We start from the raw sequence: 11,846 nt of genomic DNA on the forward strand, positions 1-11,846 counted from the left end.
CAGGAAAACGCATGAACCTGACGCCGAGGGAAAAGGACAAGCTGCTCATCGCCATGGCGGCGATCGTGGCGCGCAAGCGGCTCGAGCGCGGCGTCAAGCTCAACCATCCGGAGGCGATTGCGCTGATCACCGATTTCGTCGTCGAGGGCGCCCGCGACGGCCGCCCGGTCGCCGAACTGATGGAGGCGGGCGCCCATGTCGTCACCCGAGCGCAGGTGATGGACGGCATCGCCGAGATGATCCACGACGTGCAGGTCGAGGCGACGTTTCCCGACGGCACCAAGCTGGTGACCGTGCACGAACCGATACGGTGAGGAGAAAAGATGCTCGAGCTGCGCCCAAGCTGCGAATGTTGTGACAAGGACCTGCCGCCGGAGGCGACGGATGCGCTGATCTGCACCTTCGAATGCACTTTTTGTGCCGATTGCGTGGAAAAAGTGCTCGGCGGCACTTGCCCGAACTGCGGCGGCAATTTTTCGGCGCGGCCGATCCGCCCGGCGGTGATGCTGCAAAAATATCCCGCTTCGACCAAACGCGTGCTCAAGGCCGGGGGCTGCGGTCCCCGCAAGGCCGCATGACCGGCATAACCCCCGTCAGCAGAGAAGGCATTTCGATGATATCAGCTCCGATGAAACGCACCGCGCTTTCGGCGATCCTGCTGCTCGCCGCTGCCGTGCCCGCCTACGCTCATGTCGGCGTCGGCATCACCTCGTCCTTCACCGCCGGCTTCATGCATCCGCTGTCCGGCCTCGACCACATGACGGTGATGATCGCTGTCGGGCTGTGGGCGGCGCTCAACGGCGGCAAGGCAATCTGGGCATGGCCGGCGGCATTTGTCGGCGTCATGCTGGTGGGCGGTGCGCTCGGCATGCTGCATATGCCGGTGCCCTTCGTCGAACCCGGCATCCTCGCTTCTGTCGTGGCCTTGGGCTTGCTGGTGGCGCTGGCGGTTGATCTGCCGGTTTCGGCCGGCGTCGCCATTATCGGCCTGTTCGCGCTGTTCCATGGTCACGCCCATGGCACCGAGGTTCCTGAAAACGCCGGCGGGCTGGAATACATGGCCGGCTTTGCCGCTGCCACAGCGATGCTCCACGCGACGGGTATTGCGGCTGGTCTCGGCCTTGGTGTGCGCTTCCGCGGACTTGCCCGCGCCGCCGGCGCCGCCTGCGCGGCCGTTGGCGTCGGCCTTGTCTTCGGCGTGCTGTGAGGCCCCAGATGATCCCGGGCGAAGTCATCACCGCAAGCGGCGAAATCGAACTGAACAAGGGCCTGCCGACTGTGACGCTGAAAGTGGCCAACAGCGGCGACCGGCCGATCCAGGTCGGCAGCCATTATCACTTCTTCGAGACCAATGAAGGTCTGAAATTCGATCGTGCCAAGGCGCGGGGCATGCGCCTCGATATCGCCGCCGGCACGGCGATGCGCTTCGAGCCCGGCCAGGAGCGCGACGTAACGCTGGTGCCGCTCGGCGGCAAGCGCGAGGTCTACGGCTTTCAACAGAAGGTGATGGGCAAGCTGTGAGATCGATTGCTGATGCATGTCGCCCAAAAGTGGTGAGCGGTTTTGGGGCAACGACTTGCATGCAAACAAGCAGCGCTTTCGGCTCAGCCCGACGGCTTGGCCGCCGCATAGATGACGACTTTTCCCGGATCGTCGAACTCGACGGCGAGAATGTCCTCGGCAAGCACGCGCCTGGAATCGATGGCATTGAACAGCAGCGCGTTCGCCTCGATCTCCTTGCGCAGTTCCGCGATATCGTCCTGATGCTGCTTGATCTTGGTCTCGATCGCGGGTGGCGGGCCGCCTTCGCTGCGCGCCGCGTCGGTGAGGAACACGATATCGACCTTGTCGAGCTTGGACGTCTTGCGCACGGTGCCGATGTTTTCCCGCGTCCGGTCGATCGCGATGCTGACCCTCCCGGCTTCAGCGCTTGTCCTGGTCTCTTCCTGCTTGACCTCCGAGCCGATGATGCGGTCGACGGTCTCGGTGCTTCCAAGCCCTTGCGCGTTGAGTTCGGTGTGGGAACCGGCCGCAGCGAGAAGCGCCAGCACGGCCATCGCTTGCGGCCATCTTGTGGTAGGGGTGATCGCCATCGCTCGCTCCAGACGGAACTCTTTTCGGGACGCGGTTCAGCGCGAAAAGAACGAAACGAATCCCGCCCGGCGAAGGTTCCCTTTCTGATGTGGCGGGCGGGCCGGGTGCCGGCCCGCCGCAGCCACGCGTCAGCTCGCCTTCCCGGATCAGCTCGCCTTCTTTGTGATCAAGGTCAGCGCGCCGTCGGTGTTCATGCTGGCGGCGATCACCTGCGCCGAGGTCAGCCCCTTGGCTTCGAGCGCCGACTTGACCTTGGGCGTTGCATCGATCGAGCTGCGCAGCTTCTGCAAACCGGCCTCGCCGCGCTGGGCGATCACCTGGTTGACCTGCGTCTGGGTGTCCTTGGGCAGTTCCGTGATGTCGACGATGTTCACGCTCTGGATCGTCGGCACGGCGGGCTGCGCGCCGGGCGCGGCGGGCGCGGCCGGCGGCTGGCTGGGCTGTTGCTGCGCGGGCTGTTGCTGAGCGCTGGCTGCGCTCGCCAACGCCAGGGTGGCGGCGGCTGCGAGAAGTATCGTTTTGCGCATGGATCTTCCTTCCATCGATTTGGCAAACGGTCGTTTTGGGGTGACTCGCCCACCTCAACCGCCAAATGGGAACACAAGGTGTCGCCCAGCAGGTCATTGCGTGACCATAGGATGGCGGCAATGTGGAGCATGGCTTCGCAGCCGCATTTCGGGAGCAGTTTCTGATGGCTAGAATTACCCGCGCCGCCTATGCGCAGATGTACGGCCCGACGGTCGGCGACAAGGTGCGGCTGGCCGACACCGAGCTTTTCATCGAGGTGGAAAAGGACTTCACCGTTCACGGCGAGGAAGTGAAGTTCGGTGGCGGCAAGGTCATCCGCGACGGCATGGGCCAGAGCCAGGTCTCGCGGGCGCAAGGCGCTGTCGACACCGTCATCACCAATGCGCTGGTGATCGATGCGTCGGCCGGCATCTTCAAAGCCGATATCGGCCTCAAGGACGGCCGCATCGCCGCCATCGGCAAGGCCGGCAATCCGGATACTCAAGATGGCGTCACCATAATCATCGGCCCCGGCACCGAGATCATTGCCGGCGAGGGCAAGATCCTGACCGCCGGCGGCTTCGACGCGCATATCCACTTCATCTGCCCGCAGCAGATCGAGGAAGCGCTGATGAGCGGCATCACCACCATGCTCGGCGGCGGCACCGGTCCGGCGCACGGCACCTTGGCCACCACCTGCACGCCGGGGCCTTGGCACATGGCGCGCATGATCCAGTCCTTCGACGCCTTCCCGATGAACATCGGCCTGTCGGGCAAGGGCAACGCCTCCCTGCCGGCCGCACTTGAAGAAATGGTGCTCGCCGGCGCCTGTTCGCTAAAGCTGCATGAGGACTGGGGCACGACCCCGGCTGCCATCGACTGCTGCCTGTCGGTCGCCGACGACTACGACGTGCAGGTGATGATCCACACCGACACGCTGAACGAGTCCGGCTTTGTCGAAAACACGGTCGCGGCGATCAAGGGCCGCACCATCCATGCCTTTCACACCGAAGGAGCCGGCGGCGGCCACGCGCCCGATATCATCAAGGTCTGCGGCTTGCCCAACGTCATCCCGTCCTCGACCAATCCGACCAGGCCCTACACTGTCAACACGCTGGCCGAGCACCTCGACATGCTGATGGTCTGCCATCACCTTTCGCCGTCGATCCCCGAGGACATCGCCTTCGCCGAAAGCCGCATCCGCAAGGAAACGATCGCGGCCGAGGACATATTGCACGACATCGGCGCCTTCTCGATCATCTCGTCGGATTCTCAGGCCATGGGCCGCGTCGGCGAAGTCGCGATCCGCTGCTGGCAGACCGCCGACAAGATGAAGCGCCAGCGCGGCTCGCTGCCGCAGGAGACCGGCGACAACGACAATTTCCGCGTCCGCCGCTACATCGCCAAATACACCGTCAACCCGGCCATCGCGCACGGCCTGTCCAAGGAGATCGGCTCGGTGGCGGTGGGAAAACGTGCCGATCTCGTGCTTTGGAACCCGGCCTTCTTCGGCGTCAAGCCGGAGATGGTGCTGGTCGGCGGCTCGATTGCCGCGGCTCCCATGGGCGATCCCAACGCCTCGATCCCGACGCCGCAGCCGATGCACTACCGGCCAATGTTCGGCGCCTATGGCAAGGCGCTGACCAACTCCTCGGTGACCTTTGTTTCGAAAGCCGCATTCGACGCCGGCCTTCAGGCCAGGCTCGGCGTCGACAAGGCCATGGTCGCGGTCGAAAACACCCGCGGCGGCATCGGCAAGCATTCGATGGTGCTCAACGACGCCACGCCGCATGTCGAGGTCGACCCCGAAACTTACGAGGTCCGCGCCGACGGCGAGCTGCTCACCTGCGAACCGGCGACCGTGCTGCCGATGGCGCAGAGGTATTTCCTGTTCTGATCGATTGGCTTCTAGCTTCGCCAGGTTCATGAATTTGGTCAAATGTGCCTGACTGGAAAGCGTACACGTTTTGTCAATCGCTCGCGCAAAGCCGTGCACGATTTGTCAACCGCGCTGCCGCAAATGGCTCCGTTGGTCACCTGATAGGCTCTATTCGTAGCTCCCAACTTGGAAATCTTGCGCCTTTGGAGCACTATACGCTGCATGAACAAGATTTTTCGAAAACAGCAATTGACGCCTTACGAGGCCGATTATGCTCAGTGGTGCGCCGAACAGGGCGCGCTGTTGCGCGAAGGTCGTCTGTCCGACCTCGACCGCGAGAATCTTGCCGAGGAGATCGAGAGCTTGGGGCGGAGCGATAAGAGGGAAATTGCGAACAGACTTGGCACTTTGCTTCTGCATTTGCTCAAATGGCAGTTCCAGGCGGAGAAACGCAAGGCAGGCTGGTTGCTTACAATCCGGGAGCAGCGGCATCAGATCAGCAAGTTGATCGACGAAAGTCCAAGCCTGAAGACCTATCCGCGAAAGCAGCTTGCAAGTGAATTCGAGTTTGCGCGACTGAAAGCGGTTGACGAAACGGGCTTGCCCGAAGCGGGTTTTCCGGTCGATTGTCCTTATCAAATTGCCGACGTGCTCAATCGGGATTTTTTCCCCGGCGTGCCGTGGTTGCCGGATCAACTCATTCGCGATTAGGAGGCGGGGTTTTCCGCATAGCACCGGACGTCGCAATGTGCGGCCGATGAAAATCAGCTTTGTGATCAGGCATGGCCACCGAAATAGCCTCACCCCACGACGTCTTCCCGCATATCCGCATCGTCATGGGCATGGTGATCGGCCTCGGCGTCACCCGGCTGCTGTCGGGGCTCGCCCGCATCGTCCAGCATCCCGGCCAGTACAAGCTCTATCCCGTGCATCTCGCCTGGGTCGGTTCGATGCTGTTGCTGCTGGTGCATTTCTGGTGGTGGGAATTCGGCCTCTACGCCATCGAGACCTGGACCTTCGGCACGTACCGGTTCCTCATCTTCTATGCCGTCACTCTGTTCCTGCTCTGCGCGTTGCTGTTCCCGGACTCCATGCTCGACTACACCAGCTACGAGGATTTCTTCTATTCGCGCCGCGCCTGGTTTTTTGGCCTGCTGGCGATGACCTATCTGCTCGACGTCGTCGACACGCTGCTGAAAGGGCCGGAGCATTTTGCCCACTACGGCAATGAATATCTCATCCGCACCCCGGTTTTCGTTTTGCTGTGCATCGCAGCCATCCTGGTCCGCGATCGCCGCTTTCACATCGTTTTCGTCGCCGGCACGCTGATCTATCAGGTATCGTTCATCCTGCGGCTCTTCGACACGATCGTATGACGGCAGCGGATGGATGAGGTTTCTCGGAAAAGGCAGGTTCCAACAATGTACAAGGCCGTCGGATCGCGCGGATCCCGGGTCAGCCGTGTTCTCTGGATGCTCGAGGAACTCGGGCAGCCCTATGACTTCGTCGAGGTCAAATTGCGTTCGCCGGAGGCCTATGCGCTCAACCCGTCCGGCAAGGTGCCGATCCTGATCGACGGCGAACTGAAGGTAACGGATTCGGCGGCGATCTGCGTCTATCTCGGCGAAAAGCACGCGGATAAGGGCATGGGCGCCAATCCCGGTCTCGCCGGCCGCGCCGAGATGGATTCCTGGATGCATTTTGCCCAGTCGGAATTCGAGGCACCGCTGTGGAACAAAGTGCGCCACCGCTTCCTGCTGCCGAAGGAGGTGCGGGTCGATGTCGGCCCCGCCGCGGCGCATGACTTCGCCACGGAGGTCAAGGCGCTGGACCGCCGGCTTGGCGACAAGCCTTTTGCCCTCGGCGACCGGTTTTCCGCTATCGACGTGCTTTTAGGCGATATGGGTGGCTGGGCCCGCGCCGGCCGGTTTCGGATAGAGTCCGACAGCGTCAACGCCTATTTCGACCGCGTGCTGGCCCGTCCAGCCCGCGCCCGTGCGCAGGCCAATGGAGGATCTTCCAGATGAAGCTCGACATCCGCACCGACTTCACCAAGTTTCCGCGCGCCGTCTCGGTGCTGGCCGCCGCAGAGACGGGCACGACCGTGCCTTACGCCAAGGCTGTGCTTGCTCACGACGAGCGGCACCTGCGTCGCCGCGCCATCGAGACGTCAGGCGACGAGAAGGTGCTTGTCGATCTGCCGGAGGCGGTTGCCTTGAACGACGGCGACAGGCTGGTGCTGGAGGATGGCCGCCATGTCGAGATCGTCGCGGCGCATGAAGAGGTCTATGACATTCGCGCCCGCAACGCCGTGCATCTGGCCGAGCTCGCCTGGCATATCGGCAATCGCCACCTCGCCGCGGCGATCGAGACCGACCGCATCCTCATCCTGCGCGACCATGTCATCAAGGCGATGCTTGAAGGGCTCGGCGCCACGGTGAGCGACGTCTCCGAACCCTTCAAGCCAGTGCGCGGCGCCTATTCCGGTCACAGCGGCCATGGCCACGATCACGGTCATGCCCATGCCGAGGCGCATGCGCACAGCCATGCCGAAGCGCATTCCCACTCGCACAGCGAATCGCATTCTCACTCGCACAGCCATGGTCATTCCCATTCGCATGATGACGACCATCATCACCATGACTGACCAGCCTTCCGGCATCGCCTTGCTGCGGCTGATGGCGTGGCTGTCGCCGGCCTTTCCAGTCGGTGGCTTTTCCTACAGCCATGGCCTCGAACGCGCCGTGCATGACGGCCTGATAACCGACAGGCAAAGCCTCGCCGCTTGGCTGGAAACGCTGATCGAGATGGGCTCGGGCTGGAACGATGCCGTGCTGTTCGCCGCAGCCTGGCGGCGCGTCCACGACACCGGCGATCTTGATGAGATCGCCGCACTCGCCGAAGCCCTGGCCGGCTCGCGCGAACGCCATGCCGAGACCATGCTGCAGGGCGCCGCCTTCCTGAAGGCGGCGTCGGCATGGCCCTCTCAGGTGCTGGACCGTCTGCCGGAAGACTGCGCCTATTGCGTCGCCGTCGGCGCGGTTGCCGGCGGCAACAGCATCGCCTTGCAGGACGCACTGTCTGCCTTCCTGCAGGCCTTCTTCTCCAACCTCGTCCAGGCCGCGATCCGGCTCGGCGTCGTCGGCCAAAGCGACGCCACCGCGCTGCTCGCCGGCTTCGAACCATTGGCCTTGGCGACGGCGGCCCGTGCCGCCCTCTCGACAATAGACGATCTCGGCGGCTGCGCCTTCGTCTCCGACGTCATGGCGATGAAGCACGAAACCCAATATTCGCGGCTGTTTCGCTCATGATCCTCCTCGCCTTTGCGCTATCGTTCGTCCTGCTCGTGATCACCGTTCTGCATGTCTATTGGGGCATTGGCGGTGTCTGGCCGGGCGGGACGCTGCCTCCTGCGCCCATGCCGTTGTCGGCTTTCGCGGCGTCAGCGAGATGCCCTCGCCCTTTTGCCAGCTTTGCCGTTGCCGCCTGCCTTGGCCTGGCGACGCTGTGGCCGATGGCGCTCGAAGGCGTCTTTGCCTCGCCCTTTCCCAAGCAAGGCCTTGCCGCCACATCGATGCTGATTGCGCTGGTCTTCCTCGGGCGCGGCATTGCCGGCTTCACGCCCTGGTGGCGGCGGCTGGCGCCCGAGCAGCCTTTCGCGCGGCTCGATGTCCGTTACTATTCGCCGCTGTGCCTGCTGATCGGGCTCGGCTTTGCCGTCCTTGCCATCATGGAGTTCCCCGCATGACCCAGGCCAACGGTCCCCTTCGCATCGGCATCGGCGGTCCTGTCGGTTCCGGCAAGACGACGCTCACCGAAAAGCTCTGCAAGGCGCTGCGTGACGAGTTCTCCATCGCCGTCGTCACCAACGACATCTACACCAGGGAAGACGCCATGATGCTGGCCAGGCTGCAGGCGCTGCCCGAAGACCGCATCGTCGGCGTCGAGACCGGCGGCTGCCCGCACACCGCCATCCGCGAGGACGCCTCGATCAATCTGCAGGCGATTGCCGAGCTGAACAAGAAATTCCCGGATCTCGACGTCATTTTCATCGAGTCCGGCGGCGACAACCTTGCCGCCACCTTCTCGCCCGATCTCGCCGATCTGACGCTCTATGTCATCTCGGTCTGCCAGGGCGAGGAGATCCCGAGAAAGGGCGGCCCGGCGATCACCCGCTCCGATTTCCTTATCATCAACAAGAGCGATCTCGCGCCCTATGTGAACGTCAATCTCGATGTCATGGAGAGCGATGCCGCCCGCATGCGTGGCAAGCGGCCCTTCGGCTTCACCGACCTGTCGCGCGGCAAGGGCCTGCAGGAGGTGATTGATTTCATCGTCGAGCATGGCGGGTTGCAGTCGGCCCGCTCGGCGGCCTAACAGCTGCGCCATCAGTTTGCCATTGCTGGCCTGCTTTGGGCGCGGCATTCTCGGGAAAATGGAGTTTTTCGATGAGCATTGCCCGCCTGCAGAAAGAGCCGCTGACCAATCTGCCCTTCTATGAGGAGCGCGTCGATCTCGCTTGCGCCTTCCGCTGGACGGCGCGGCTCAACATGCACGAGGCGGTGGCCAATCATTTCTCGCTGGCCATCAACGAGGACGGCACCAAATTCCTGATGAATCCCAACCAGGTGCATTTCTCGCGCATCAAGGCCAGCGACCTGCTGCTCATCGACGCCAGCGATCCCGAGACGCTCTCCGGCCCCAATGCGCCCGACCCGACGGCGTGGGGCCTGCACGGCGCCATCCATCGCAATGTGCCGCATGCGCGCTGCGTCATGCATGTGCATTCGGTCCACGCCACCGTGCTCGCCGCGCTCGCCGACTCGCGGCTGCCGCCGGTAGACCAGAACTCGGCGATGTTCTTCAACCGCCATGTCGTCGACGCCAATTATGGCGGGCTGGCCTTCGAAGAGGAAGGCGAGCGCTGCTCGCAGCTTCTGACCGATCCGAAGGTCAAGGTCATGGTCATGGGCAATCACGGTGTGCTTGTCATCGGCGACAACGTCGCCGATGCCTTCAACCGCATGTTCTATTTCGAGCGCGCCGCCGAGACCTACATCAAGGCGCTGTGGACCGGCCGTCCGCTGCGCACGCTGTCCGACGCCATTGCCGAGAAGACGGCGAGCGAAATGGACGACTATCCCGGCCAGGCCGAACGGCATCTCAGCGAATTGAAGGCGATCCTCGACGAGCAGGAACCGGTCTATCGGAACTGAGAGCTATCTCTTTGTTTGACGCAATTCCGGACGGAAAACCGCTAGGCACTTTTCCTGGAATTGCTCTAAAGCCCGAATTCCCGGCGCAGATCTTCGGCGCTGTTGATGACGGTCGCACCTGGCGGCCCTTCCATCGGCGCTTCCGGCCAGAACATCGTGCGCATTCCCGCCGCCAGCCCGGCCATGGCGCCGGTGCGGCTGTCGTCGACCGCCGCGGCGTCAGCCGGATCGACGCCGGCCAGGAAGGCGGCGCGCAGGAACGGCTCGGGATGCGGCTTGCCTTCGTGCACGTCGTTGCGGCTGATCGTCTTCATGCCGGGATAGACGAGGCCGACCGCGCGCAAATTGGCATCGACGATCAGCCGGTCGGAATTGGAGACCACCGCCTGCTGCACGCCGCGTTCCCGCAGTTCGTTGAAGATCTCGATCGCGCCGGGGCGCGGCTTCAGCGTCTCGGCCATTGGCAAATAGTGATCGTATTTGCGCACGATCCAGTCGTCGAAGGGCAGGTCGAGGCCGAACTCCTCGCGCAGCATCTCGTAGACCGGCCATGCGGCGACGCCCAGCACCCGCTCATGCAGATTGGTCGGCGGCGCGATGCCGACGCTGCGCAGCGCCGCCACAAGGGCTGCCTCGTGCAGCGGCTCGCTGTCGACCAGCGTGCCGTCCATATCCCAGAATACCGCTTTCGGCGTCATGCAAGGCTCCTTTTGTGACCCCCATAAAGCGTTTGTGTCCGGAGATAAACCGTCGAACCCGCGATCCTCGATATTGACGCAGCTGCAGCCTCTGCGCGGAGGTCCGGTTTATGATGCCAGAGTCCGGTCAGGCATTCCAAAGGGCTTAAGCAATTGCCCCTTGTGATAGACAATTGCGCATGGCGCCATTCCTTGTAAGCTAAGGCGCCCGCTTGCGTACTAGGCGGGGCTTGGGAGGCAGGACGTGAATTCGCGGCAGGACGGCGGCAGCAACCGGTTGGACGACGCAGCGCGCGCCGGCTGGCTCTATTATGTTGCCGGCAACACGCAGGACCAGATCGCCGCGACGCTCGGCATCTCCAGGCAGACGGCGCAGCGGCTGGTGTCGCTGGCGGTGTCCGAAGGGCTGATCAAGGTGCGCGTCGATCACCCGATCGCCAATTGCCTCGATCTGGCGGCGCGGCTGAAATCGCGCTTCGCGCTCGATCTGGTCGAGGTCGTGCCGAGCGACCCGACCTCCTCTTCCACCATCGTTGGCGTTGCCGAGGCGGCCGCGGCCGAGATCGAGAGGCGGCTGAGATCGCCGGCGCCGATCGTCATGGCGATCGGCACCGGACGCACGCTGAAGGCCGCGATCGAGCAGTTGCCGCCGATGGAGTGTCCGCAGCACAAGGTGGTCTCGTTGACCGGCAACATTTCGCCTGATGGCTCGGCCGCCTTCTACAACGTCATCTTCACCATGGCCGACAGGGTCAAGGCACGCTCGTTCCCGATGCCGCTGCCGGTCATCGCCTCTTCGCCGGAGGAACGCGAGATGCTGCTCGCCCAGCCGATGATCCAGCCGACACTGGCGCTTGCGGCAGAGGCCGACGTCACCTTCGTCGGCATCGGCGACCTCGGCCCGAAGGCGCCGCTCTACGAGGACGGCTTCATTTCGGAAAGCGAGTTGAAGGCATTGCAGAAAGCCGGCGGCATCGCCGAGATCGTCGGCTGGGTGTTCGACCGCGAAGGCCGCATGATCGAGGGCATTACCAACGAGCGGGTTTCGTCGGCGGCGCTGCCGTCCCGCGAAAAGTCGCTGGTCATTGCGCTCGCCATGGGCGAACGCAAGCTGCCGGGCATCCAGGCGGCGGTGAACCGGCGGCTGGTCAACGGCCTCATCACCGATGAGCGCACCGCCGCGGCCCTGCTCGCGGCCAGCTGACTTTGCATAAGACAGGCAAGCCTATTTATACGGTTCGCTGGGGTCGTTGCCGTCGAGGAAACCCATGTCGCGCTGCAGATGCGGTGACAGCTCCCTTATGTCGATGTAGGCCCGCCGCCTTGCCGTGTGCCGCGCAAATCCACGCGCCAGCCACGAAAACCAGCCTTGGCCTGGCGTGAAAGACAGCTTTTCCTGTACCGTGGTCATGATCGTCAGCCTCCGCTATGTCTAGACGAGAGTGATCGTCG

The 11,846-nt window shown here is 63.4% G+C and carries 18 protein-coding genes; 14 read left to right on the forward strand and 4 right to left on the reverse strand.

Annotation, left to right across the window (positions count from 1 at the left end):
- The first annotated feature begins 11 nt into the window (after nucleotides 1–11).
- Genes ACSQ3Z_RS05250 through ACSQ3Z_RS05265 form a run of 4 tightly spaced genes read left to right on the forward strand, consistent with a single transcriptional unit; the run spans nucleotide 12 to nucleotide 1,521 of the window.
- A complete protein-coding gene (locus tag ACSQ3Z_RS05250; RefSeq protein ID WP_095805092.1) occupies nucleotides 12–314 on the forward strand; it encodes an urease subunit gamma in 303 nt (100 codons plus the stop codon).
- Between the two features lie 9 nt (nucleotides 315–323).
- A complete protein-coding gene (locus tag ACSQ3Z_RS05255) occupies nucleotides 324–578 on the forward strand; it encodes a DUF1272 domain-containing protein (RefSeq protein ID WP_436170287.1) in 255 nt (84 codons plus the stop codon).
- A 35-nt stretch (nucleotides 579–613) separates the two neighbouring features.
- Nucleotides 614–1,207 (forward strand): HupE/UreJ family protein, encoded by a 594-nt coding sequence (locus ACSQ3Z_RS05260; protein WP_436171836.1) that lies wholly within the window; start codon nucleotides 614–616, stop codon nucleotides 1,205–1,207.
- Between the two features lie 8 nt (nucleotides 1,208–1,215).
- A complete protein-coding gene (locus ACSQ3Z_RS05265) occupies nucleotides 1,216–1,521 on the forward strand; it encodes an urease subunit beta (RefSeq protein WP_436170288.1) in 306 nt (101 codons plus the stop codon).
- A gap of 83 nt (nucleotides 1,522–1,604) precedes the next feature.
- Here ACSQ3Z_RS05265 and ACSQ3Z_RS05270 read toward each other — a convergent pair whose 3' ends face one another.
- Both ACSQ3Z_RS05270 and ACSQ3Z_RS05275 read right to left on the reverse strand, forming a co-directional pair.
- The gene (locus ACSQ3Z_RS05270) at nucleotides 1,605–2,093 is read right to left on the reverse strand and encodes a hypothetical protein (RefSeq protein WP_436170289.1); all 489 of its coding nucleotides are present in this window, start codon (nucleotides 2,091–2,093) and stop codon (nucleotides 1,605–1,607) included.
- A 147-nt stretch (nucleotides 2,094–2,240) separates the two neighbouring features.
- Nucleotides 2,241–2,621: a hypothetical protein gene (locus tag ACSQ3Z_RS05275; protein ID WP_436170290.1), complete on the reverse strand. Its 381-nt coding sequence runs from the start codon at nucleotides 2,619–2,621 to the stop codon at nucleotides 2,241–2,243.
- Between the two features lie 164 nt (nucleotides 2,622–2,785).
- Between ACSQ3Z_RS05275 and ureC the strand changes: the two genes are divergently transcribed.
- From ureC to ACSQ3Z_RS05320, 9 genes are all read left to right on the forward strand, one after another.
- Nucleotides 2,786–4,498, forward strand: a complete 1,713-nt coding sequence (gene ureC / locus ACSQ3Z_RS05280; RefSeq protein WP_436170291.1) for an urease subunit alpha — start codon at nucleotides 2,786–2,788, stop codon at nucleotides 4,496–4,498.
- A gap of 204 nt (nucleotides 4,499–4,702) precedes the next feature.
- Complete coding sequence (locus ACSQ3Z_RS05285) at nucleotides 4,703–5,191, forward strand: DUF29 domain-containing protein (RefSeq protein WP_436170292.1); 489 nt, start codon at nucleotides 4,703–4,705, stop codon at nucleotides 5,189–5,191.
- Nucleotides 5,192–5,262: 71 nt separating this feature from the next.
- Entirely contained in the window at nucleotides 5,263–5,856 is a 594-nt protein-coding gene (locus ACSQ3Z_RS05290; protein ID WP_436170293.1) for a hypothetical protein, read from the forward strand.
- Nucleotides 5,857–5,901: 45 nt separating this feature from the next.
- Nucleotides 5,902–6,507: a glutathione S-transferase family protein gene (locus ACSQ3Z_RS05295; protein WP_436170294.1), complete on the forward strand. Its 606-nt coding sequence runs from the start codon at nucleotides 5,902–5,904 to the stop codon at nucleotides 6,505–6,507.
- Complete coding sequence (locus tag ACSQ3Z_RS05300; RefSeq protein WP_436170295.1) at nucleotides 6,504–7,127, forward strand: urease accessory protein UreE; 624 nt, start codon at nucleotides 6,504–6,506, stop codon at nucleotides 7,125–7,127. Before ACSQ3Z_RS05295 ends, ACSQ3Z_RS05300 begins: the two co-directional genes overlap by 4 nt.
- Nucleotides 7,102–7,791 (forward strand): urease accessory protein UreF, encoded by a 690-nt coding sequence (locus ACSQ3Z_RS05305; protein ID WP_436171837.1) that lies wholly within the window; start codon nucleotides 7,102–7,104, stop codon nucleotides 7,789–7,791. Before ACSQ3Z_RS05300 ends, ACSQ3Z_RS05305 begins: the two co-directional genes overlap by 26 nt.
- Nucleotides 7,788–8,228, forward strand: coding sequence for a DUF3995 domain-containing protein (locus ACSQ3Z_RS05310; protein ID WP_436170296.1), 441 nt, complete (start codon nucleotides 7,788–7,790; stop codon nucleotides 8,226–8,228). The genes ACSQ3Z_RS05305 and ACSQ3Z_RS05310 overlap by 4 nt, the downstream gene beginning before the upstream one ends.
- Nucleotides 8,225–8,857 (forward strand): urease accessory protein UreG, encoded by a 633-nt coding sequence (gene ureG, locus ACSQ3Z_RS05315; RefSeq protein WP_436170297.1) that lies wholly within the window; start codon nucleotides 8,225–8,227, stop codon nucleotides 8,855–8,857. Before ACSQ3Z_RS05310 ends, ureG begins: the two co-directional genes overlap by 4 nt.
- Nucleotides 8,858–8,928: 71 nt before the next feature.
- Complete coding sequence (locus ACSQ3Z_RS05320; RefSeq protein WP_436170298.1) at nucleotides 8,929–9,696, forward strand: class II aldolase and adducin N-terminal domain-containing protein; 768 nt, start codon at nucleotides 8,929–8,931, stop codon at nucleotides 9,694–9,696.
- 65 nt (nucleotides 9,697–9,761) lie between these two features.
- On the opposite strand, the gene ACSQ3Z_RS05325 is transcribed toward ACSQ3Z_RS05320, so the two are convergent.
- Nucleotides 9,762–10,394, reverse strand: coding sequence for an HAD family hydrolase (locus ACSQ3Z_RS05325; protein WP_436170299.1), 633 nt, complete (start codon nucleotides 10,392–10,394; stop codon nucleotides 9,762–9,764).
- Between the two features lie 244 nt (nucleotides 10,395–10,638).
- Here ACSQ3Z_RS05325 and ACSQ3Z_RS05330 point away from each other — a divergent pair, with 244 nt between their 5' ends.
- Nucleotides 10,639–11,598, forward strand: a complete 960-nt coding sequence (locus ACSQ3Z_RS05330; RefSeq protein WP_436170300.1) for a sugar-binding transcriptional regulator — start codon at nucleotides 10,639–10,641, stop codon at nucleotides 11,596–11,598.
- A 21-nt stretch (nucleotides 11,599–11,619) separates the two neighbouring features.
- On the opposite strand, the gene ACSQ3Z_RS05335 is transcribed toward ACSQ3Z_RS05330, so the two are convergent.
- Nucleotides 11,620–11,805: a hypothetical protein gene (locus ACSQ3Z_RS05335; RefSeq protein WP_436170301.1), complete on the reverse strand. Its 186-nt coding sequence runs from the start codon at nucleotides 11,803–11,805 to the stop codon at nucleotides 11,620–11,622.
- Nucleotides 11,806–11,846 lie beyond the last annotated feature (41 nt).

The organism is Mesorhizobium sp. LjNodule214 (genome assembly GCF_964252735.1).
In the GTDB taxonomy this organism is placed as follows: Bacteria; Pseudomonadota; Alphaproteobacteria; order Rhizobiales; family Rhizobiaceae; genus Mesorhizobium.

Coding starts and splice junctions, on each gene's coding strand:
- ACSQ3Z_RS05305 (WP_436171837.1), top strand. CDS start 7,102: ATGACGACCATCATCACCATGACTGACCAGCCTTCCGGCATCGCCTTG.
- ACSQ3Z_RS05295 (WP_436170294.1), top strand. CDS start 5,902: ATGTACAAGGCCGTCGGATCGCGCGGATCCCGGGTCAGCCGTGTTCTC.
- ACSQ3Z_RS05310 (WP_436170296.1), top strand. CDS start 7,788: ATGATCCTCCTCGCCTTTGCGCTATCGTTCGTCCTGCTCGTGATCACC.
- ACSQ3Z_RS05325 (WP_436170299.1), bottom strand. CDS start 10,394: ATGACGCCGAAAGCGGTATTCTGGGATATGGACGGCACGCTGGTCGAC.
- ACSQ3Z_RS05260 (WP_436171836.1), top strand. CDS start 614: ATGATATCAGCTCCGATGAAACGCACCGCGCTTTCGGCGATCCTGCTG.
- ACSQ3Z_RS05335 (WP_436170301.1), bottom strand. CDS start 11,805: ATGACCACGGTACAGGAAAAGCTGTCTTTCACGCCAGGCCAAGGCTGG.
- ACSQ3Z_RS05270 (WP_436170289.1), bottom strand. CDS start 2,093: ATGGCGATCACCCCTACCACAAGATGGCCGCAAGCGATGGCCGTGCTG.
- ACSQ3Z_RS05285 (WP_436170292.1), top strand. CDS start 4,703: ATGAACAAGATTTTTCGAAAACAGCAATTGACGCCTTACGAGGCCGAT.
- ACSQ3Z_RS05275 (WP_436170290.1), bottom strand. CDS start 2,621: ATGCGCAAAACGATACTTCTCGCAGCCGCCGCCACCCTGGCGTTGGCG.
- ACSQ3Z_RS05265 (WP_436170288.1), top strand. CDS start 1,216: ATGATCCCGGGCGAAGTCATCACCGCAAGCGGCGAAATCGAACTGAAC.
- ACSQ3Z_RS05320 (WP_436170298.1), top strand. CDS start 8,929: ATGAGCATTGCCCGCCTGCAGAAAGAGCCGCTGACCAATCTGCCCTTC.
- ACSQ3Z_RS05250 (WP_095805092.1), top strand. CDS start 12: ATGAACCTGACGCCGAGGGAAAAGGACAAGCTGCTCATCGCCATGGCG.
- ureC (WP_436170291.1), top strand. CDS start 2,786: ATGGCTAGAATTACCCGCGCCGCCTATGCGCAGATGTACGGCCCGACG.
- ACSQ3Z_RS05300 (WP_436170295.1), top strand. CDS start 6,504: ATGAAGCTCGACATCCGCACCGACTTCACCAAGTTTCCGCGCGCCGTC.
- ACSQ3Z_RS05255 (WP_436170287.1), top strand. CDS start 324: ATGCTCGAGCTGCGCCCAAGCTGCGAATGTTGTGACAAGGACCTGCCG.
- ACSQ3Z_RS05290 (WP_436170293.1), top strand. CDS start 5,263: ATGGCCACCGAAATAGCCTCACCCCACGACGTCTTCCCGCATATCCGC.
- ureG (WP_436170297.1), top strand. CDS start 8,225: ATGACCCAGGCCAACGGTCCCCTTCGCATCGGCATCGGCGGTCCTGTC.